This is a genomic window from Bacillus sp. M5A3_1b (assembly GCF_053345335.1).
The window spans coordinates 216,317-237,322 of record NZ_JBKEZY010000003.1 but is presented as its reverse complement, the minus strand read 5'-3'; the positions used below and the strand labels follow the sequence as shown (position 1 = coordinate 237,322).

At 38.5% G+C, this 21,006-nt stretch carries 22 protein-coding genes; 16 read left to right on the top strand and 6 right to left on the bottom strand.

The window, feature by feature from the left end; all coding sequences use genetic code 11:
* Positions 1 to 108: 108 nt before the first annotated feature.
* The 16 genes from uvrB to ACLBWW_RS10860 all read left to right on the top strand — a co-directional run bounded on the left by uvrB (position 109) and on the right by ACLBWW_RS10860 (position 16,717).
* A complete protein-coding gene (uvrB, locus tag ACLBWW_RS10935; protein WP_046955584.1) occupies positions 109 to 2,085 on the top strand; it encodes an excinuclease ABC subunit B in 1,977 nt (658 codons plus the stop codon).
* A gap of 11 nt (positions 2,086 to 2,096) precedes the next feature.
* A complete protein-coding gene (gene uvrA, locus ACLBWW_RS10930; protein WP_141497529.1) occupies positions 2,097 to 4,967 on the top strand; it encodes an excinuclease ABC subunit UvrA in 2,871 nt (956 codons plus the stop codon).
* Positions 4,968 to 5,026: 59 nt separating this feature from the next.
* Positions 5,027 to 5,476: a DUF4275 family protein gene (locus tag ACLBWW_RS10925; protein ID WP_447614029.1), complete on the top strand. Its 450-nt coding sequence runs from the start codon at positions 5,027 to 5,029 to the stop codon at positions 5,474 to 5,476.
* A gap of 114 nt (positions 5,477 to 5,590) precedes the next feature.
* Entirely contained in the window at positions 5,591 to 5,971 is a 381-nt protein-coding gene (locus tag ACLBWW_RS10920) for a phage holin family protein (protein WP_001267307.1), read from the top strand.
* Between the two features lie 156 nt (positions 5,972 to 6,127).
* Complete coding sequence (gene hprK, locus ACLBWW_RS10915; protein WP_001127247.1) at positions 6,128 to 7,057, top strand: HPr(Ser) kinase/phosphatase; 930 nt, start codon at positions 6,128 to 6,130, stop codon at positions 7,055 to 7,057.
* Between the two features lie 24 nt (positions 7,058 to 7,081).
* Complete coding sequence (gene lgt, locus ACLBWW_RS10910) at positions 7,082 to 7,894, top strand: prolipoprotein diacylglyceryl transferase (RefSeq protein WP_000924234.1); 813 nt, start codon at positions 7,082 to 7,084, stop codon at positions 7,892 to 7,894.
* 67 nt (positions 7,895 to 7,961) lie between these two features.
* The gene (ppaX, locus tag ACLBWW_RS10905; RefSeq protein ID WP_048542493.1) at positions 7,962 to 8,612 is read left to right on the top strand and encodes a pyrophosphatase PpaX; all 651 of its coding nucleotides are present in this window, start codon (positions 7,962 to 7,964) and stop codon (positions 8,610 to 8,612) included.
* Between the two features lie 75 nt (positions 8,613 to 8,687).
* Positions 8,688 to 9,194: an acyltransferase gene (locus ACLBWW_RS10900; protein WP_048542491.1), complete on the top strand. Its 507-nt coding sequence runs from the start codon at positions 8,688 to 8,690 to the stop codon at positions 9,192 to 9,194.
* Between the two features lie 145 nt (positions 9,195 to 9,339).
* Entirely contained in the window at positions 9,340 to 10,851 is a 1,512-nt protein-coding gene (locus ACLBWW_RS10895) for a tetratricopeptide repeat protein (RefSeq protein WP_048542490.1), read from the top strand.
* Between the two features lie 85 nt (positions 10,852 to 10,936).
* Positions 10,937 to 11,893, top strand: coding sequence for a thioredoxin-disulfide reductase (gene trxB, locus ACLBWW_RS10890; RefSeq protein ID WP_001288065.1), 957 nt, complete (start codon positions 10,937 to 10,939; stop codon positions 11,891 to 11,893).
* Positions 11,894 to 12,052: 159 nt separating this feature from the next.
* Complete coding sequence (locus tag ACLBWW_RS10885; protein WP_000455195.1) at positions 12,053 to 12,859, top strand: DUF368 domain-containing protein; 807 nt, start codon at positions 12,053 to 12,055, stop codon at positions 12,857 to 12,859.
* A gap of 228 nt (positions 12,860 to 13,087) precedes the next feature.
* Positions 13,088 to 13,546 (top strand): NUDIX hydrolase, encoded by a 459-nt coding sequence (locus tag ACLBWW_RS10880; RefSeq protein WP_001190080.1) that lies wholly within the window; start codon positions 13,088 to 13,090, stop codon positions 13,544 to 13,546.
* A gap of 20 nt (positions 13,547 to 13,566) precedes the next feature.
* The gene (gene rapZ, locus ACLBWW_RS10875) at positions 13,567 to 14,448 is read left to right on the top strand and encodes an RNase adapter RapZ (RefSeq protein WP_000138461.1); all 882 of its coding nucleotides are present in this window, start codon (positions 13,567 to 13,569) and stop codon (positions 14,446 to 14,448) included.
* A 3-nt stretch (positions 14,449 to 14,451) separates the two neighbouring features.
* The gene (locus ACLBWW_RS10870; RefSeq protein WP_435712123.1) at positions 14,452 to 15,405 is read left to right on the top strand and encodes a uridine diphosphate-N-acetylglucosamine-binding protein YvcK; all 954 of its coding nucleotides are present in this window, start codon (positions 14,452 to 14,454) and stop codon (positions 15,403 to 15,405) included.
* A gap of 89 nt (positions 15,406 to 15,494) precedes the next feature.
* Positions 15,495 to 16,445: a DNA-binding protein WhiA gene (gene whiA / locus ACLBWW_RS10865; RefSeq protein WP_000006569.1), complete on the top strand. Its 951-nt coding sequence runs from the start codon at positions 15,495 to 15,497 to the stop codon at positions 16,443 to 16,445.
* Positions 16,446 to 16,468: 23 nt separating this feature from the next.
* Positions 16,469 to 16,717 (top strand): HPr family phosphocarrier protein, encoded by a 249-nt coding sequence (locus ACLBWW_RS10860; protein WP_000250305.1) that lies wholly within the window; start codon positions 16,469 to 16,471, stop codon positions 16,715 to 16,717.
* A gap of 518 nt (positions 16,718 to 17,235) precedes the next feature.
* Here the strand turns inward: ACLBWW_RS10860 and clpP are convergent.
* The 6 genes from clpP to spoVAC all read right to left on the bottom strand — a co-directional run bounded on the left by clpP (position 17,236) and on the right by spoVAC (position 21,006).
* A complete protein-coding gene (clpP, locus tag ACLBWW_RS10855) occupies positions 17,236 to 17,817 on the bottom strand; it encodes an ATP-dependent Clp endopeptidase proteolytic subunit ClpP (RefSeq protein WP_001049163.1) in 582 nt (193 codons plus the stop codon).
* Positions 17,818 to 18,057: 240 nt separating this feature from the next.
* A complete protein-coding gene (locus ACLBWW_RS10850; protein ID WP_046955590.1) occupies positions 18,058 to 18,927 on the bottom strand; it encodes a DUF421 domain-containing protein in 870 nt (289 codons plus the stop codon).
* Between the two features lie 20 nt (positions 18,928 to 18,947).
* Entirely contained in the window at positions 18,948 to 19,154 is a 207-nt protein-coding gene (locus ACLBWW_RS10845) for a DUF1657 domain-containing protein (RefSeq protein ID WP_000215899.1), read from the bottom strand.
* Between the two features lie 11 nt (positions 19,155 to 19,165).
* The gene (gene spoVAE / locus ACLBWW_RS10840) at positions 19,166 to 19,516 is read right to left on the bottom strand and encodes a stage V sporulation protein AE (RefSeq protein WP_000575918.1); all 351 of its coding nucleotides are present in this window, start codon (positions 19,514 to 19,516) and stop codon (positions 19,166 to 19,168) included.
* Positions 19,513 to 20,529, bottom strand: coding sequence for a stage V sporulation protein AD (gene spoVAD, locus ACLBWW_RS10835; protein WP_048542485.1), 1,017 nt, complete (start codon positions 20,527 to 20,529; stop codon positions 19,513 to 19,515). Before spoVAD ends, spoVAE begins: the two co-directional genes overlap by 4 nt.
* Complete coding sequence (spoVAC, locus tag ACLBWW_RS10830) at positions 20,530 to 21,006, bottom strand: stage V sporulation protein AC (protein WP_000095399.1); 477 nt, start codon at positions 21,004 to 21,006, stop codon at positions 20,530 to 20,532.

Sequence of the window (21,006 nt, the reverse complement as noted above, 5' to 3'; positions counted from 1 at the left end):
TATATATTGTCGAAAATTTTACCGAATATCTGTTCGTTTTCTTGGTTTTTTTATGAGCATTCGTGGTAAAATGGGAATACAGATTTTTTACGAGGAGGTCGGTTTTGTTTGGAACATCAATTTGAAATTATCTCAGCTTATTCCCCGCAAGGTGATCAGCCGGTAGCTATAGAAAAGCTTGTAGAGGGAATTAATAGTGGGAAGAAAAAGCAAGTGTTGCTTGGAGCAACAGGAACGGGTAAGACATTTACGATTTCAAATGTCATTAAAGAAGTGCAGAAGCCAACACTTGTTATGGCTCATAATAAAACGTTAGCAGGACAGTTATATAGTGAGCTGAAAGATTTTTTTCCGAATAATGCAGTTGAATATTTTGTTAGTTATTACGATTATTATCAGCCAGAAGCGTATGTGCCTCAAACAGATACGTTTATTGAAAAAGATGCGCAGATTAATGATGAAATCGATAAATTGCGTCACTCAGCAACATCTGCACTATTTGAACGGGATGATGTGATTATTGTTGCGAGTGTTTCGTGTATATATGGTTTAGGTTCTCCAGAAGAATACCGCGAGTTAGTTGTTTCACTTAGAGTTGGTATGGAAAAGGACCGCAATCAATTGCTTCGTGAACTTGTTGATGTGCAGTATGGACGTAATGACATTGATTTCAAGCGTGGTACATTCCGTGTGCGCGGAGATGTAGTTGAAATCTTCCCAGCATCACTTGATGAGCATTGTATTCGAATTGAATTTTTTGGCGATGAAATCGATCGTATTCGCGAAGTAAATGCGTTAACAGGTGAAGTATTAGCAGAACGTGATCATGTAGCAATCTTCCCAGCATCTCACTTCGTTACACGTGAGGAAAAAATGAAGGTCGCTATTGAAAATATAGAAAAAGAATTAGAAGAACGTTTAAAGGAATTAAATGATAATGGCAAGTTGTTAGAAGCGCAGCGTATAGAACAGCGTACACGTTATGATTTAGAAATGATGCGTGAGATGGGCTTTTGTTCAGGGATTGAAAATTATTCCCGTCATTTAACACTTCGTCCGGCGGGTGCAACGCCATATACGTTAATAGACTATTTCCCGGAAGATTTCTTAATTGTTATGGATGAGTCACACGTATCAGTACCACAAGTAAGAGCGATGTATAACGGGGACCAAGCACGTAAGCAAGTACTTGTGGATCATGGGTTCCGTTTGCCATCAGCTTTAGATAATAGACCGCTTACGTTTGATGAGTTTGAAGGAAAAACGAATCAAGTTATTTACGTTTCGGCAACGCCAGGACCGTACGAGTTAGAGCAGGCACCGGAGGTAATAGAACAAATTATTCGTCCAACAGGGCTTTTAGATCCACCAATTGATATACGACCAATTGAAGGGCAAATTGATGATTTATTAGGAGAAATTCAAGATCGCATTGCCAAAAATGAACGTGTATTAATTACGACTTTAACGAAGAAAATGTCAGAGGATTTAACAGACTACTTAAAAGATGTAGGAATTAAAGTGAATTATCTCCACTCTGAAATTAAAACGTTAGAACGTATTGAAATTATCCGTGACCTTCGCCTTGGTAAGTTTGACGTACTTGTCGGTATTAACTTATTACGAGAAGGATTAGATATTCCAGAAGTATCACTTGTAGCTATTTTAGATGCTGATAAGGAAGGGTTCTTGCGTTCAGAGCGTTCATTAATTCAAACAATCGGTCGTGCAGCACGTAATGAAAACGGCCGCGTTATTATGTATGCAGATCGTATAACAAGATCAATGGGAATTGCAATTGAAGAAACGCAGCGCCGTCGTACTATACAAGAAGCTTACAATAAAGAGCATGGTATTACGCCGAAAACGATTCAAAAAGGCGTGCGTGATGTTATCCGTGCAACGACAGCTGCTGAAGAACCGGAAACATATGAAGCAGTACCAGCTAAGAAGATGACGAAAAAAGAGCGTGAAAAGACAATTGCGAAGATGGAAGCAGAGATGAAAGAAGCAGCAAAAGCGTTAGATTTCGAGCGTGCAGCTGAATTAAGAGATTTACTATTAGAATTAAAAGCGGAAGGGTGAACAGAGTGAGCATAAGCAAGGATTTTATTGTCGTAAAAGGTGCTAGAGCACATAACTTAAAAAATATTGATGTAACCATTCCGAGAAATCAGCTTGTTGTTGTGACGGGATTGTCTGGTTCAGGGAAATCATCATTAGCGTTTGATACGATTTATGCAGAAGGGCAACGCAGATACGTAGAATCGTTATCTGCGTATGCGCGCCAGTTTTTAGGACAAATGGATAAACCTGACGTGGATACGATTGAAGGTTTATCTCCAGCGATTTCAATCGATCAAAAAACGACAAGTCGTAATCCACGTTCAACAGTTGGAACGGTAACGGAGATTTATGATTATTTACGTTTATTATTTGCGCGAATTGGTACGCCAATTTGTCCGAATCATGGTATTGAAATTACATCACAAACAGTAGAGCAGATGGTAGACCGTGTACTTGAATATCCTGAACGTACGAAATTACAAGTGTTAGCTCCTATCGTTTCTGGGCGTAAAGGTGCACATGTGAAAGTGCTTGAAGATATTAAGAAGCAAGGGTATGTTCGTGTACGTGTTGATGGTGAAATGTTAGATGTATCTGAAGATATTGCGCTAGATAAAAATAAGAAGCATTCCATTGAAGTTGTAATTGACCGTATTGTTGTAAAAGAAGGGATTGCAAGCCGTCTTGCGGATTCTCTTGAAAGTGCATTAAAGCTTGGCGGGGGCCGAGTGTTAATTGATGTAATGGGAGAAGAGGAACTTCTATTTAGTGAACATCATGCTTGTCCGCATTGTGGTTTTTCAATCGGAGAATTAGAGCCGCGCATGTTCTCATTCAACAGTCCATTCGGGGCATGTCCTTCTTGTGATGGACTTGGTTCAAAGTTAGAGGTAGATTTAGAACTTGTCATTCCGAATTGGGATTTATCATTAAATGAACATGCGATTGCGCCTTGGGAGCCGACAAGCTCACAATATTACCCGCAGCTTTTACAATCTGTATGTAATCATTACGGTGTTGATATGGATATACCTGTGAAAGATATACCGAAAGATTTATTTGATAAAGTGTTGTACGGAAGCGGAGAAGAAAAAGTTTATTTCCGCTATGTAAATGAATTTGGTCAAGTAAAGGAAAATGAGATTTTATTTGAAGGTGTTATTCCAAATATCGAACGTCGTTATCGTGAAACGAGTTCTGATTATGTTCGTGAGCAAATGGAGAAATATATGGCAGAGCAAGCTTGTCCGAAGTGTAAAGGTGGACGCTTAAAGCCAGAGAGTTTAGCTGTTTTCGTTGGTGATAAAACGATTGCTGATGTAACGAAGTATTCTGTTCAAGAAGTACAGGAATTCTTCTCGAATGTGGAGCTAACGGAGAAACAACAAAAAATTGCTCATTTAATTTTAAGAGAAATCCAGGAGCGCGTTGGATTCTTAGTGAACGTCGGTTTAGATTATTTAACGTTAAGTCGTGCCGCAGGAACTTTATCAGGTGGTGAGGCGCAGCGTATTCGTTTAGCGACACAAATCGGTTCTCGTCTTACTGGCGTACTTTACATTCTTGATGAGCCTTCAATCGGCTTGCATCAGCGCGATAACGATCGTCTTATTCGTACGTTGCAAGAGATGCGTGATTTAGGGAATACGTTAATTGTCGTTGAACATGATGAAGATACGATGATGGCTGCTGATTATTTACTTGATATCGGACCTGGTGCAGGTATTCACGGTGGTCAAGTTGTATCAGCGGGTACGCCAGCTGAAGTGATGCAAGATGAGAATTCGCTAACAGGGAAGTATTTAAGCGGTAAAGAGTTTATTCCAGTTCCACTTGAAAGACGTAAAGGTGACGGACGTAAAGTGGAAATTGTCGGTGCAAAAGAGAATAACTTAAAGAATGCAAAGATGTCATTCCCGCTTGGTACGTTTGTAGCGATAACGGGTGTATCTGGTTCCGGTAAAAGTACGATGATTAATGAAGTACTATATAAATCATTAGCGCAAAAGTTATATAAAGCGAAAGCGAAGCCAGGTACTCATAAAGAAATTAAAGGTCTTGAACATTTAGATAAAGTAATTGATATTGATCAATCGCCAATCGGGCGTACACCACGTTCTAATCCAGCGACGTATACAGGTGTATTCGATGATATTCGTGATGTGTTTGCACAAACGAATGAAGCGAAAGTGCGTGGATATCAAAAAGGACGTTTCAGCTTTAATGTAAAAGGTGGACGTTGTGAAGCGTGCCGTGGTGATGGAATTATTAAAATCGAAATGCACTTCTTACCAGACGTATACGTTCCGTGTGAAGTTTGTCATGGTAAACGTTATAACCGCGAAACGTTAGAAGTGAAGTATAAAGATAAGAACATTTCTGAAGTGTTAGGGATGACAATTGAAGATGGAGTAGAGTTCTTCGCTAATATCCCAAAAATTAAGCGTAAACTTCAAACGCTTGTAGATGTAGGTCTTGGTTATATGAAATTAGGACAGCCAGCTACGACGTTATCTGGTGGTGAAGCGCAGCGCGTGAAGCTAGCTTCTGAATTACACCGTCGTTCTACTGGGCGTACGTTATATATTTTAGATGAGCCAACGACTGGTTTGCATGCACATGATATCGCGCGTCTTCTAGAAGTGCTGCAACGCCTTGTTGAAAGTGGCGAGACAGTTCTTGTTATTGAACATAATTTAGATGTAATTAAAACAGCTGATTATATCGTTGACCTTGGACCAGAGGGCGGAGATAAAGGTGGGCAAATCGTTGCTTCCGGAACGCCAGAGCAAGTAGTAAAAGAAGAACGCTCGTATACAGGTAAGTATTTAAAAGAGATTTTAAATCGCGATAAAGCAAGAATGAAAGAGAAAATAAAAGAAGTAGAGTTATCTCAATAAGTGTATTACGAAAAACCGAGTGGAAATGACACTCGGTTTTTCGTTCATAGGGGTAAAAGATGGAGTTTACAGATGTTTTAAGAAAGAAAAACATGAAGGTAAGAGAGTTTCAAAGTTGGGGTGTTTATTTTCGGAAGCGCTGGGAGGATAACTTTGCAAATCATGTAAGTGATGAGGAAAAGGAAGACATCTTTCTGTATGGTGATAAGTATGCATGTGGGTTTCTTTGGCACATATTTAGTTATGAGAAAAAGAAGTGTTTAGAGGGTGAAGAAGCGGAGAATGCGTTTCATAATGAAGCGAAAAAGGAGTGCCATATATTCTATCGACATTGTGATGACGTACTACTAATAAAAGATGCGAGTTTATTACATATCGAGGATATATTACGGGAGACGTATGATGCGTATAAAGGCGATATCTATATTGTAGACAAAGATTTTACTTGGACTTTTGTGAAAACTCATGAACATAGATGGTATGGCCTTTATTTTGCGAGGAAATGTTAGTAGGTATACAAGCAGGAAGAGTAGAATAAGTTGATATAAGTGTTTGCATGATACTTGCGTTTATAATCTATTAGCGTATGATGAAATATATATGTCAAAAGGATGTGTAAGAAAATGAGATGGATTGTATCACTTCTTGTAAATAGCGTTGTGTTAATCGCTGTATCGGGACTTTTAAAAGGGATTGCGCCAGACGCGTTTTACGTAGCAAATATACAGACTGCAATTATTGCGAGTATTATCTTAGCTGTTTTAAATGTGTTCGTAAAACCGTTTTTAATTTTAATTACGCTACCAATTACTCTTGTAACTTTCGGGTTCTTCTTAATTGTTATTAATGCGATTACGTTAAAAATAGCAGATTCATTATTAGGAGATGCGTTTAATATATCAGGGTTTGGTGTAGCAATCGTTGCGGCAATTTGTATTTCGATTTTTAATATGATTATTGAAAAGGCAATTGTGGAACCTTTATATGAAAAAAAGAGAAAATGACAAAAAGAAAAACATTTCATGATGTGTATGAAATGTTTTTTTCTATTTATTAGAAACCGTATTTCTTGTTTCCAGAAAAAAATGGTACAATATCCGGTAGAATGGAATTTTACATCAAATGAGACTGAACCCGCAGCGGAGTGGAGGTTTATACATATGCCGAAAGTAAGGACAAAAGATTTAATTGAACAATTTCAATTGGAGTTAATAAGTGGTGAAGAAGGAATTCATCGTCCGATTGATACAAGTGATTTATCACGACCTGGAATTGAAATGGCAGGATTTTTCACATATTATCCAGCTGATCGCGTGCAGCTTCTTGGAAAGACGGAGCTTACGTTCTTTGACACATTAACGTCAGAGCAAAAACAAGAGAGAATGAAAGCGCTTTGTACTGAGGAGACGCCATGTATTATTATAACTCGGAATCAAGATGTACCAGATGAGTTATTGCAAGCATCACGTGAATCAGGCATGCCTTTATTACGTTCTGCTCAAACGACAACAAGATTATCAAGTCGTTTAACAAATTATTTAGAAGGTAAGTTAGCACCAACAACAGCTGTACATGGTGTGTTAGTAGATATTTACGGTGTTGGTGTTTTAATTACAGGTCAAAGTGGTGTCGGTAAAAGTGAGACAGCTCTTGAGCTTGTAAAACGTGGTCACCGTCTTGTTGCGGATGATAGTGTAGAAATTCGCCAAGAAGATGAAGACACATTAGTAGGAAGCTCACCAGATTTAATTGAGCATTTATTAGAAATTCGTGGTCTAGGTATCATTAACGTTATGACGTTATTCGGTGCAGGGGCAGTGCGAAATTATAAGCGTATTACACTTGTTATTAATCTTGAAATTTGGGATCAAAAGAAAAATTACGATCGCTTAGGTCTTGATGAAGAGAAGATGAAGATTATTGATACAGAGCTTACGAAGATTACACTTCCAGTTCGTCCTGGTCGAAACTTGGCTGTTATTATTGAAGTAGCAGCGATGAACTTCCGTTTAAAACGTATGGGAGTCAATGCAGCACAACAGTTCTCTGAACGATTAATGAGTGCGATTGAGTTAGGAAATCAGGAGTAAACTTTGGAGAGGGAGGTCATACATATGCTGTTAGGTTCTGTACCACAGCTTGACCGTGTAGCGATCCAACTTGGGCCGTTTCCTGTATATTGGTACGGGATTATTATCGGTACAGGCGTGCTATTAGGTCTTTGGCTAGCAACTCGCGAGGGAGAAAGACTAGGTATTCCAAAAGATACATTTGTTGACCTTGTATTAATTGCAGTACCGATCGCTATTCTATTTGCGAGAATGTACTATGTTATTTTTGAATGGGAATATTACGCGCAAAACCCGAGTCAAATTATTAATATTCGTCAAGGTGGCTTGGCGATTCATGGTGGTTTAATCGGGGCTGTTATTACAGGGATTCTTTTTGCGAAACGACGCGGGGTTTCATTCTGGAAGTTGGCTGATATTGCTGCGCCAAGTATTTTACTAGGACAAGCAATTGGTCGATGGGGAAACTTTATGAACCAAGAGGCGCATGGTGATGAAGTAACGAGACAGTTTTTAGAAGGACTTCATTTACCGGATTTCATTATTAATCAAATGTATATTGAGGGTGTGTACTATCACCCAACGTTTTTATATGAGTCATTATGGAATTTTGCAGGTGTCATTTTATTACTTGCATTACGAAAAGTGAATTTACGACGCGGGGAATTATTCTTCACATATTTAATTTGGTATTCAATAGGGCGCTTCTTCGTAGAAGGCTTACGTACAGATAGTTTAATGTTAGGACCACTTCGTATCGCACAAGTAATGTCAATTGGACTTGTTGTTATTTCTATTATTTTCATTATCGTGAGACGAAAAATGGGGCAAGCTGATAAAAGATATTCGGAAAATTAGAGAAAAGTAGCATCTTATTATAAGATGCTGCTTCTTTCATATTCAGGAAAGAGAAGGGACTAAGGCAATGAGAATAAATACAGTGTTATTTGATTTAGATGGAACTTTAATTAATACAAACGAACTTATTATTTCTTCTTTTTTACATACGTTACATACATATTATCCAAGTCAATATAAGCGTGAAGATGTATTGTCATTTATTGGCCCTTCTTTACATGATACTTTCAGCAAGATTGATGAAAACAAGGTTGAAGAGATGATTACATGTTATCGTCAATTTAACCATGATCATCACGATGAATTAGTGGAAGAATATGAAACTGTATATGAAACAGTTCAAGAGTTGAAGAAGCAAGGCTATAAAGTTGGTATTGTTACAACGAAAGCGAGACAAACAGTTGAGATGGGATTAAAGTTGTCAAAGCTTGATGAATTTTTTGATGTGGTCGTGACGATTGATGATGTGGAGCATGTGAAACCACATCCAGAACCACTTCAAAAAGCGCTTGAGTTATTAGATGCGAAACCGGAAGAAGCATTGATGGTTGGGGATAATCACCATGATATTGTTGGGGGACAAAATGCGGGCACGAAAACAGCTGCTGTCTCATGGACGTTGAAAGGTAGAGCGTATTTAGAGGCTTACAAGCCGGACTTTATGTTAGATAAAATGAGTGATTTGCTACCGATTTTGTCTGATATGAACCGTTCATAAAGGTCCAAGTAAGTTAGTAGGGGTCTGTTTCCCTACTAACTTACAGTTTCACTTTTTAGTAGAGGAGCGAGTTAAGTGCGACGGACAACGCGCTATCCTGTTTCGGGAGAAAATTCATTATGGAATGTGTATAAAACAGTTTCTTTTTGGAAGGTAATGAAAAACTTTATTATTATCCAAATTGCGCGTTATACACCATTTTTATCCGTCAAGAATTGGTTGTACCGTACATTTTTACGGATGAAAGTCGGAAAGAAAACATCAATTGCGCTTATGGTAGTGCCGGATATTATGTTCCCAGAAAAGATAACTGTGGGAGAGAATTCAATTATTGGCTATAATACAACGCTTTTAGCACATGAATATTTAATTCGCGAATATCGACTTGGAGAGATCGTCATAGGAAATGAAGTGATGATTGGAGCAAATACGACTATATTACCAGGTGTGAAAATTGGAGATGGCGCGATTGTTTCAGCTGGCACACTTGTTCATAGAGATGTCCCAAGTGGTGCTTTCGTGGGTGGAAATCCAATGCGTGTTATTTATACGAAAGAAGAAATGGATGCTAGAGAAGGTTGATGCTAAAAATGTAACATTTCTCTTCTTTTTTAATGAATAAAAAGGAAATAATTGAGTATAATATACTGTTTTGTTTTTTACGGAATCGTTTATACTTATAGATAGAAGAATGTGTGAACGAAGAAAACAAAAAACTGGAGGATATATGGGGAAAAATCAAGGAATATATAAGGAGAACGGACAAGTTATCTCTTTTAATCAATTATCGGACTTCTTTTATAAAAAAGGGATGAGGGCTTACAAAGGACAGAAATTGCAAGATGCAATTAAATATTTTCGAAGAGCGGCACAAAGTGAGAAGGAGCCGTTTATTTTATGCCAATTAGCAACAGTATTATCTGAGGCTGGTGAATATCAAGAGTCGAATCAAATCTTCTTTAAGCTTGTTAGATCTAATCCAGAACTTGAACAATGCTATTATTTTATTGCAAATAATTATGCATATATGGGGCTATTTCAGCAGGCGAAAAAGTATGCGGATCGCTATTTAGAAGTTGCAGAAGAGAAGGAATTTGTAGAAGATACATTAGAATTACTTGAAATTATGGAAGAAGAAGCGATGGGTGAGGAAGAGATTGAGGATGAGGACGATCTAATTGTTATGCAAGAAGAAGCGAATCGTTATATTCGTAACGGACAATTGGAAGAAGCAATTGCTACATTGGAAATTGTTACAAAAGATTATCCGGAATTTTGGTCGGGTCATAATAATTTAGCTATTGCACATTTTCAATCTGGTAATGTAGATAAAGCTCTGAAGTTAACGGAAATGATTTTAGAGAAAAATCCTGGTAATATACATGCGCTTTGTAATACGCTTATTTTCCTATATTCAATTGGAGAGCATAAACAAGTAGAAGCGTTAGCGGAGCAGTTAGTTTCAGTATATCCGATTTCGTTCGAGCATCGTTTGAAACTTGGAACGACACTTGCAACAATTGGTCATTTTGAGCCTGCATATAAATGGTTCAAAGTATTAAAGCGTCAAGGATATGAGGGAGACGTTAGTTTTTATTATTGGTTTGCATATTCTGCTTATATGGTGAAAGATCAGCAAGTAGCTGAAAAAATGTGGCAGCATGTTGTAGAATTGCACCCTGATAAAAAGGGAAAAGAACCGTGGAATGCGCTGAATTTAGCAGATGAAGGACAAAACGTATTATTTGAAGAATTACGAAAATCATTTCAACAAAGTGCGACGCTAGAGGAACAAATGCTAGCTTTATATTTAATGAATGAATTATCAACGCCAGAGAAGGTGGGATTCTTCTTTGATGTAACGCAGGCGAAGAACGGTGTTCCAATCGTATCGCAACTTGCAAAGTATTTCTTTTTACTTAATAGCCATAAGAGCATTCCAGCTGATTTACAGCAATTTGAACAGTGCGCGCAAATTGCGGATGCTTTATATAATTATACGAAAAAAGATGATGAATTAATCGAAGAGTGTTTACAATTTTGGTTTTGTACGTTCATACGTTTATATACATCTGGGGCAGTTTTTACAAATGTATACGGCTGGTCAGCTGCTGTTGAATATATTGTACGCAGCGAACAAGGAAATAAGATGACACAGTCGGAGCTTGGGGATGTATATAATGTATCTGTAGCGACTGTTCGAAAGTATGTGCAGGCTGTTAAACGTACGCACACATAGGGTAAGCAAATCATTGGGAAAAAAATGATGCTAACAGTATAATGAGGGTAACTTAATTGTGTAGGAATGAATAGGAGTGAATAGTGTGTCAGAAGAAAAAATTTATGATGTCATTATTATTGGTGCAGGACCAGCTGGTATGACAGCTGCAGTATATACATCTCGTGCGAATTTAAGCACATTAATGCTTGAGCGTGGTATCCCAGGTGGCCAAATGGCAAACACAGAGGATGTAGAGAACTACCCAGGTTATGAGTCTATTTTAGGACCAGACTTATCAAATAAAATGTTCGAGCATGCGAAGAAATTTGGTGCTGAATATGCATACGGTGATGTGAAAGCAGTCATCGATGGTAAAGAATACAAAACAATTATTGCTGGTAAAAAAGAATATAAAGCACGTGCAATTATCGTTGCAAGCGGTGCAGAATATAAAAAAATTGGTGTGCCAGGCGAAACAGAACTTGGCGGCCGTGGTGTATCATATTGTGCAGTATGTGATGGGGCTTTCTTTAAAGGAAAAGAACTTGTAGTTATTGGTGGTGGAGATTCTGCTGTTGAAGAGGGTGTATTCTTAACACGCTTCGCATCAAAGGTAACAATCGTTCACCGTCGTGACACTCTTCGTGCACAGAAAATTTTACAAGATCGTGCTTTCCAAAACGAGAAAGTTGATTTCATTTGGAATCACACTATAAAAGAAATTAACGATGCAAATGGTAAAGTGGGAAGCGTAACACTTGTAGACGTAAACAGTGGAGAAGAGAAAGAAGTCAAAACTGATGGCGTGTTCATATACATCGGTATGTTACCACTATCAAAACCATTTGTTGAACTAGGTATTACAAATGAAAATGGTTACCTTGAAACAAATGAGCGTATGGAAACGAAAGTTCCTGGTATTTTCGCAGCTGGAGATGTTCGTGAAAAAATGCTACGTCAAATTGTAACTGCAACAGGTGATGGTAGTATCGCAGCACAAAGTGCACAACATTACGTAGAAGAATTATTAGAAGAACTAAAAACAGTATCAGAAAAATAAGGGATAATATGCCTTTTGAGAAGAAAGCTACCGATAGGAGCTTTCTTTTTTTATGAAAATGTCAAAGTTTTGTCAAAAAATATTGGGATTATAAGCTTTCTTATTGATATACTGGACTTTACGGAAAAATCACTATAAGAAATGAGGAATTTATTCAGTATGGAATGGCGTAATATATATCGTGGGTTTTGTATGGGCGTTAGTGATTTAATTCCTGGTGTGAGCGGCGGTACAATCGCTGTTGTGTTAGGGATTTATGAACAATTGCTTGCGGCAATTAGTGGATTCTTTAGTCGTGAATGGAAAAAACATTTAGGGTTTTTAATTCCCCTTGCAGCTGGTGTGGCAGCAGCGTTTTTAACGCTAAGTCACGTTATTAAATATTTACTTGCAAATCATTATGAACCGACTCAATTTTTCTTCCTCGGTTTAATTATTAGTATATTACCGATGTTAATGAGAGAAGCTGATGCAAAGTCGTCGTTTAAAGGTAAGCACATTGTTTTATTAATAGTTGCAGCAATTCTTGTTGCGATCACAGCTTTCTTTAAACCAGATAAGGCAGCAGATCCAATTACGACGTTAACAATTTTAAATGCAATTGGCTTATTTTTCGCGGGCTGGATGGCTAGTATGGCTATGTTGCTTCCTGGAATTAGCGGATCATTTATTTTATTAATTATTGGTGTGTATCCGACAGCAATTAATGCTTTAACTACACTGAACTTACCTTTAATCGTAGTTATCGGTGCTGGTGTTATGGCGGGGTTTGTTGTAAGTAGTAAAGGAATTAGTTTCTTGTTAGATCGTTATAAAAGTATGACATTTGCGGCAATTATTGGACTTGTTATCGGCTCGATTGTAATTGTGTTCCCTGGTATTCCAACTGGAGGATTTTCAATTATAAGTTCAATTATTACCTTTATTTTAGGATTTGCGATTGTTACTTATTTCGGTAAGAAATAAGTACTTTAATCCCCTTGGCGATAAAAATCGTTAAGGGGATTTTTCATGCTATTCATTGAAAGTCTAGGCATTTACATTGCTTGTTCTAGAAAGCTTTTTTAAAATTGTTGAGTGGCATGTGCTTAGCGAAAGAGGACTGGCTCCTTCGTTGTAGCAAACTGTTTTTGATAGTATAATGAAATGAGTATGCAGTGAGAAATTTACTGCAAGTAGCTGAGGTGAAGAAACATGCAAAGAGTGACAAACTGTGTGTTAATTAGAGATAATGAAGTACTCTTACTCCAAAAACCTCGCCGAAATTGGTGGGTTGCACCAGGCGGGAAAATGGAGCGTGGTGAGACAGTAAGAGATTCCGTTGTTCGCGAGTATCGTGAAGAAACAGGTATTTATTTAAAGAACCCAGCGTTAAAAGGGGTCTTCACCTTTGTCATCCAAGAAGGTGATAAAGTTGTTTCTGAATGGATGATGTTCTCCTTTTTAGCGACAGATTTTGCAGGAGAAAACAAACTAGAGAGCGAAGAAGGCATCATTGGTTGGCATACATTTGACAAAATTGATGATTTAGCAATGGCACCAGGAGATTATCACATTATTGATTATTTAATTAAAGGAAATGGCATAATCTACGGTACATTTGTATATACCCCAGATTTTGAGTTGCTTTCATATCGATTAGATCCGAGTTAAACCGTCAAGGAGAGGATACGATGACAGAGAATAATGATATAAAAATGGTAATTATTACAGGAATGTCTGGAGCTGGAAAGACAGTAGCTTTACAAAGTTTTGAAGATTTAGGATATTTCTGTGTAGATAATTTACCACCGATGTTATTGCCGAAGTTTATTGAACTTATGGCGGATTCAAAAGGGAAAATGAATAAAGTGGCACTTGGCGTTGATTTACGTGGCCGAGAGTTTTTCGAACATTTATGGGGAGCACTTGATGATTTATCAGAACGTACATGGATTATTCCTCATATTTTATTCTTAGATGCGAAAGATGGCACGCTTGTAACTCGTTATAAAGAAACGAGACGTTCGCATCCACTTGCACCAACTGGTTTACCGTTAAAGGGAATTGAGATGGAGCGTGGCTTATTAACTGATATGAAGGCACGAGCGAATATTGTGCTGGATACATCGGATTTAAAACCGAAAGAATTACGTGAAAAAATTGTTCACCTGTTTTCAACTGAAACTGAGCAAGCATTTCGTGTAAATGTTATGTCGTTTGGATTTAAGTACGGTATTCCAATTGATGCAGATTTAGTATTTGATGTTCGTTTTTTACCAAATCCATATTACATTCCACATATGAAGCCATTAACAGGACTAGATGAAGAAGTTTCATCGTATGTGCTGAAATTTAATGAGACACATAAGTTTTTAGAAAAATTGACGGATCTTATTACTTTCATGCTGCCTCATTATAAAAGAGAAGGCAAGAGTCAACTTGTAATTGCGATTGGATGTACAGGTGGACAGCATCGTTCTGTTACGCTTACAGAATACCTTGGGAAACATTTGAAACCAGAGTATAGCGTTCATGTATCTCATCGTGATGTGGAGAAGAGAAAGGGCCATTAAGGGATGAAAAAAGAGAGAAAACCTAAAATTGTTATCATGGGAGGCGGTACTGGACTCTCTGTTTTATTAAGAGGATTGAAACAATATCCAGTTGATATTACAGCAGTTGTTACAATCGCTGATGATGGTGGCAGTTCAGGTAGATTACGTGATGAGCTCGAAATTCCACCCCCAGGTGACATTCGTAACGTACTTGTTGCATTATCAGATGTAGAGCCGCTGGTGGAAGCTTTATTTCAGCATCGTTTCACAACGGGAGACGGGCTGAAAGGTCATGCGTTAGGAAATTTATTATTAGCGGGTATGACCTCGATTACAGGAGACTTCTTCCATGCGATTACGGAAACGAGTAAAGTGTTAAATGTCAGAGGACGTGTGTTACCTGCAGCGAACCAAAGTGCGGTACTTCATGCGGAACTAGAAGATGGAGAAATTGTAACAGGTGAATCAAAGATTCCTTATTCTAGGAAGAAGATTAACCGCGTCTTTTTAACTCCAGAAGATGTAGAGCCTTTACATGAAACGTTGGCTGAGATTAAACGAGCTGATTTACTTGTTTTTGGTCCAGGAAGTTTGTATACGAGTATATTACCGAATTTAGTTGTTAACAAAATCGGGGACGCTGTTCTTGCTGCAAAAGCGAAGAAGGTATATGTCTGTAATGTTATGACGCAAGCTGGTGAAACGATGGGATATACTGCGTTTGACCATGTGCAGGCGTTACATGATCATTTAGGTAAACCATTTATCGATACTGCAATTGTAAATAACCGTGATATTCCTTGTGAATTACGTCAGTTGTATGAGGAAGAAATGTCGGCACCAGTTGTAGTAGATGAAGAGCGTTTTACAGAGAGCAATATTGATGTCATTCAAGATCAATTAGCGAAGTATGATGATCGTGTTGTAAGGCACGATACATTAAAACTAGCTTCTATTTTATATTCACTGTTGTAGATGTGCGTTGCCTCTTTTGAGGTAACGCTCATCATTTCATATAGGACAAGATTTTTGTTCCAAAGTAATCGTATAAGGAGGTGTTGACTGTGTCATTTGCATCAGAAACAAAGAAAGAGCTAACGAATCTTGAGGTGAAGGAATGCTGTGAGAAAGCAGAATTATCAGCGTTACTTCGAATGAACGGATCGCTTTCTTTTTCAAACCGTCGTCTATCTATCGATATTCAAACGGAGAATGCGGCAATTGCAAGAAGGATTTATACGCTTTTGAAAAAAGGATATGACGTGACGGTAGAATTACTTGTTCGTAAAAAAATGCGATTGAAGAAAAATAATGTATATATTGTGCGGCTTGTTGAGAAGTCTCGCGAAATATTAGCTGATCTTCATATTGTTCGAGACGACTTTTCGTTAATTCGAAATATATCCCAGGAATTAATCGAGAAGAAATGTTGTAAACGATCGTATTTACGAGGTGCATTTTTAGCAGGTGGTTCAGTAAATAACCCAGAAACATCATCTTATCATTTAGAGGTCTTTTCGTTATATAAGGAACATAATGATGCTATATGTGAATTGATGAACGGATTTGATTTAAATAGTAAGACGTTGGAAAGAAGAAAAGGGTACATTACGTATTTGAAAGAAGCAGAAAAGATTACGGAGTTTTTAAATATTATAGGCGCTCATAATGCACTTTTAAGATTTGAAGACATTCGAATCGTTCGCGATATGCGTAATTCAGTAAATCGTTTAGTGAACTGCGAAACAGCCAATTTAAATAAAACAATTGGTGCAGCGCTAAGGCAGATTGAAAATATCCGTTATATTGATGAGACAGTTGGTCTTGATATATTACCAGATAAACTGCGAGAAATTGCACAATTACGAAGAGATTATCAAGATGTAACATTGAAAGAGTTAGGCGAGATGGTATCCGGGGGGAAAATTAGTAAATCGGGTATTAATCATCGTTTGCGTAAAATCGATGAGATTGCAGAGAAATTACGCGCGGGGGAAGCTGTAGCAAAAAAATAAGAGGTTAAAGGGGAAATGGAGCTGTGGTTCAAAAACGAGTTAAAGTTTCATTAAAAAACGGTTTACAAGCACGTCCGGCTGCGTTGTTTGTACAAGAGGCCAATCGCTTTCATGCAGATATCTTCATCGAGAAAGATGGAAAGACAGTGAATGCAAAGAGCATAATGGGGATTATGAGCTTAGCAATTGGAACTGGTAGCATGATAACAATTACAACAGAAGGTTCAGATGCAGAAGAAGCTTTAGAAGCATTAGCTGCATATATACAATAAGAAGCTATCGCGCATGTGCGATAGCTTTTTTGTTTTGTTATTTGGTGTTGGGAGTCGGGTATGTAGGGGGCGCGTGCTTGTCGAGGGTTGTCGGTAAGTCGATAAGTTGTGTCGAATCGTCGATATATTAAAATAATCGCCGATATAATTGGAGTTACGGTGGATATATTTGAAAAATCGCCGATATATTTAGAGGTATACTAGGTGGGGTATGTGAGCGGGGAACAATATATAAAAGAAGCGCCCAATTATAGGGCGCTTCCGCTTTAAATCTATCCAGCTCCAGCGGCTAGAATGGTCGGTGGCTTCGCTTCTTCCGACGAGGTAAAAAGCACCTCTTTGTCAGAAGCTCCATCCTCCTCCCATTCTAAACGAGCCGCTTCCGCTTTAAATCTATCTAGCTCCAGCGGCTAGAACAGTCGGTCGTTTCACCCCTTCATTCGAGGCAAAAAAGCGCCTCGTAATCAGGGGTTCCAACTTCCTCCTGTTCTAAACGAGCCGCTTCCGCTTTAAATCTATTAACGATTTGTAAAGATCTTATCGATTAAGCCGTATTCTAGAGCTCTTTCAGCTGTCATGAAGTTGTCGCGGTCTGTGTCGCGTTGTAGTACTTCAAGTGGTTGACCTGTGCGGTCAGCAAGAATTTGGTTTAGTTTTTCACGTAAGAATAGGATACGTTTTGCAGCGATTTCGATTTCAGTCGCTTGGCCTTGTGCTCCGCCAAGTGGTTGGTGAATCATTACTTCACTGTTTGGAAGTGCATAACGTTTTCCTTTTTCACCTGCTGCAAGTAAGAATGCACCCATAGATGCAGCCATACCGATACAGATTGTTGATACTTGTGGTTTAATAAATTGCATTGTATCGTAAATTGCCATACCTGCTGTGATAGAACCACCAGGGCTATTGATGTAGATGTGAATATCTTTTTCTGGATCTTGAGATTCCAAGAATAAAAGCTGGGAAACGATTGAGTTAGCTACGTTGTCATCAATTGCACTACCAAGCATAATGATGCGGTCTTTTAATAGTCGAGAGTAAATATCGTAAGCGCGTTCTCCACGATTTGTTTGTTCAATTACTGTAGGAATTAAATTCATCTGTTATTTCCTCCTTCTAAAGCTTTCTTAGTCTTATAATACAATTATGGTCAATAAAGGTCAAACGAAACCACTTTAAATCAAAAAAATATGTAGTTGTACCATGAATTATTCGCTATGTTTTTGAAATTCCCTGCTTATGTATCTTCAACATCATAACCGAATTACATAAATTTAAACGTCATGAAATCTGTAGTAAAAAGAAAAGAACGCCTTTTTACTGAAGCGTTCTTGTGATATCTATTCTTTTAAAAGATAGGTTACTTTATTTAAAATCTTTTCGATGTGTTTCGCGTTTTTACTATACATTTCGCTTGCTGATTTCGACTTTGTTTCTAGGGAAAATAGTTCAAGATCAGCATGACATTTTTTTAAAGATGCTAATAATAAAGGCTTGTTTTGAGGAGAAGGCATTTGTAGTTTGTCATTATAAATGTCGATAGTAAGTTGTCCGTATGAATCCACTTGACCGAGAAAGACATTTTCAATAACAACACCGAGCTTTTCTAGTTCAGAATGTAACCAAGCGCGGTTATGTCCACTAGAGGATAGAGGTTCATCTAAGACATTGCCATCCATAATAACAGTTTGTGGTTCTTTTTCATTCGGTACTTTTAAGCCAACGTCTTTTGCTGTAAGTGGTTGGCGATCTTTCTTCAATAATACATTTAATTCTCCGCTCGGTTCTAGTACGGCAAATTCAACATCAGCTACGCTGAAAGCATTTTTTCCACGGAGTAGTTCCAGTAATTCGTCACTTGTATATTTTTCTTTCTTTAAGTTATCTTCGAGTATTTTTCCATCTTTTATTAATACGGTAGATTTCCCTTCAAAGAAGTCGCGAGCTGTTTTGTTCTTTAAGGAGAGGATTCCTGTGAAAAAAGGTACCACAGCGAAAATGAGTATCGCAAAGACGCCATGGAAAAATTTTGAATCGAGCCCTGTAGATACTTGGGCAGCGATGTCACCGATTGTCATTCCGGCTATGTATTCAAAAAAGGAGAGCTGAGAGATTTGTCTTTTCCCTAACCATTTCGTAATAGCGAATAAAATAATTAATATGAATACAGAGCGAAGAATGACAAGTGTCCATTCCGGCAGGTGAGACATAGTCATTTCCTCCAGTCTACTTAAAACCCTTTATATTGAGGTTCTTCACGTTCTAATAATGAAACTCTATTCTGTAAATCAGCGATGATGCTGTCCATTTCTAACATACATTCATGAAATACGCGTTTTGATTCCGCGTCCTGTGAATGTAGTGAAAGGGAGCTTAAACTTGCTTGAGCGCCCCTTACACTAGCAAGGCAGGTTTTAACGCTAGCGATAACTGTCATACAAACACCTCTTATCCTTTCGGTTTGAATAGTAATGCACCAATGAATCCGAATATGATAGCAGCAGAAATACCAGCGCTTGTTACTTTAAACATTCCGGTAATGACGCCAACGATGCCGTGTTTTGCAGCTTCTTCCATTGCGCCGTGAACGAGGGCATTACCGAAACTTGTAATAGGTACAGTTGCCCCGGCTCCAGCAAAGTCGATTAATGGTTCATACAGGTTGAATCCGTCCAGTATAGCACCGGCAACAACAAGTGTTGCCATTGTATGAGCGGGTGTTAGCTTGCCAACATCAAACATAAGTTGGCCAATTACACATATGAGTCCGCCGATGACGAAAGCCCAGAAAAAAATCATTGCGTTGCACCTCCAAATTCAATCGAAACGGCGTGAGCGATACACGGAATCGTTTCTTCTTGTTGGAATGTAAGTGGAGATAGTAAAGCGCCTGTCGCAACGACAAGTATTTTTTTGAACTCTCCTCTTTTCATTCGGTTTAATAAATGACCGTACACGACTGTTGCGGAACATCCCGGTCCGCTAGCACCAGCTATGACAGGTTGCCCTTCTCTATAAATGAGTATGCCGCAATCTTGAAACTGTTCGCTCGTTATTTTCGTTCCGTGTTTATGTAGTAAGTCATAAGCAATTTCGCGACCGACATGTCCTAGGTCGCCTGTTACGATTAAATCGTAGTAAGAGGCATCAATTTGGCGTTCGCGCAAGTGGGCTTCAATTGTATCGACGGCAGCTGGAGCCATCGCACCGCCCATATTAAACGGATCCGTTAGTCCCATATCAACCACTCGTCCGATTGTTGCAGATGTTACTCTAGGACCATGTCCAGTGTCGCTTAAAATAGCTGCGCCAGCTCCAGTTACTGTCCATTGTGCGGTAGGAGGTTTTTGACCGCCGTATTCAGTTGGATATCGGAACTGCTTCTCTACAGCGGTGTTATGACTAGATGCCCCGGTTAATAAATATTTTGCGCCTTTTGCATTTACAATACTTGCCCCGAGCGCTAATCCTTCCATGGAAGTAGAACATGCTCCGAATAATCCGAGATATGGTGTTCCGAGTGTACGGCAGGCAAAGCTTGTTGGAGTGATTTGATTAATTAAATCTCCTGCAAGTACGAATTGAATATCGTCTTTACGAAGCTTGGCTTTTTCAGTAGCGCGGCTACAAGCTTCTTCGAATAAAATTTTATGTGCTTTTTCATAGGAATCCTGGCCGAGCCATAAATCTTCATGGAGGATATCGAAGTCTTCTGGAATGTTTCCTTTTGCTTCAAACGGTCCACCAACGACTCCTGTCGAAATAATAACGGGTTTATTTTCAAATACCCACGTTCGGTGTCCTTGTAACATTTATAGCCCTCCCCATTGAACGAGAATCGTTTTAATAAGTGCGATGACGAAAGCTGAAAATACACCAAACAAAATAACAGAGCCGGCTAATTTAAACATATTTCCTCCAACGCCGAGTACGAACCCTTCTGTTCGGTGTTCGATACATGCGGCAATAACAGAGTTACCAAATCCAGTAACGGGTACAGCTGTGCCTGCTCCAGCAAACTGCCCAAAACGGTCATATATACCGAAACCAGTTAGTAACATGGAAATGAAAATGAGAGTTGCGACTGTTGGATTTCCTGCTGAACGCTCAGTGAAGTCAAAATATGTGATATAAAACGTAGAAATGAGTTGTCCGATGAAGCAAATAAAACCACCGACGAAAAAGGCTTTAATACAATTTTTCAAGACAGGGCGCTTCGGTTCGCGTTCTTGCTCGAATTTTTTATACTCTTGTTGCACAGGGGTTAAGTTCTTATCTTTACTAGACAT

Bases quoted from the DNA above. Each gene is read 5' to 3' on its own strand.
- spoVAD (WP_048542485.1), bottom strand. From the start codon at position 20,529: ATGTTACAAGGACACCGAACGTGGGTATTTGAAAATAAACCCGTTATT.
- spoVAE (WP_000575918.1), bottom strand. From the start codon at position 19,516: ATGATTTTTTTCTGGGCTTTCGTCATCGGCGGACTCATATGTGTAATT.
- ACLBWW_RS10845 (WP_000215899.1), bottom strand. From the start codon at position 19,154: ATGACAGTTATCGCTAGCGTTAAAACCTGCCTTGCTAGTGTAAGGGGC.
- ACLBWW_RS10870 (WP_435712123.1), top strand. From the start codon at position 14,452: ATGAAAAAAGAGAGAAAACCTAAAATTGTTATCATGGGAGGCGGTACT.
- ACLBWW_RS10885 (WP_000455195.1), top strand. From the start codon at position 12,053: ATGGAATGGCGTAATATATATCGTGGGTTTTGTATGGGCGTTAGTGAT.
- clpP (WP_001049163.1), bottom strand. From the start codon at position 17,817: ATGAATTTAATTCCTACAGTAATTGAACAAACAAATCGTGGAGAACGC.
- ACLBWW_RS10925 (WP_447614029.1), top strand. From the start codon at position 5,027: ATGGAGTTTACAGATGTTTTAAGAAAGAAAAACATGAAGGTAAGAGAG.
- ACLBWW_RS10895 (WP_048542490.1), top strand. From the start codon at position 9,340: ATGGGGAAAAATCAAGGAATATATAAGGAGAACGGACAAGTTATCTCT.
- hprK (WP_001127247.1), top strand. From the start codon at position 6,128: ATGCCGAAAGTAAGGACAAAAGATTTAATTGAACAATTTCAATTGGAG.
- ACLBWW_RS10880 (WP_001190080.1), top strand. From the start codon at position 13,088: ATGCAAAGAGTGACAAACTGTGTGTTAATTAGAGATAATGAAGTACTC.
- ppaX (WP_048542493.1), top strand. From the start codon at position 7,962: ATGAGAATAAATACAGTGTTATTTGATTTAGATGGAACTTTAATTAAT.
- ACLBWW_RS10920 (WP_001267307.1), top strand. From the start codon at position 5,591: ATGAGATGGATTGTATCACTTCTTGTAAATAGCGTTGTGTTAATCGCT.
- rapZ (WP_000138461.1), top strand. From the start codon at position 13,567: ATGACAGAGAATAATGATATAAAAATGGTAATTATTACAGGAATGTCT.
- spoVAC (WP_000095399.1), bottom strand. From the start codon at position 21,006: ATGTCTAGTAAAGATAAGAACTTAACCCCTGTGCAACAAGAGTATAAA.
- lgt (WP_000924234.1), top strand. From the start codon at position 7,082: ATGCTGTTAGGTTCTGTACCACAGCTTGACCGTGTAGCGATCCAACTT.
- ACLBWW_RS10850 (WP_046955590.1), bottom strand. From the start codon at position 18,927: ATGTCTCACCTGCCGGAATGGACACTTGTCATTCTTCGCTCTGTATTC.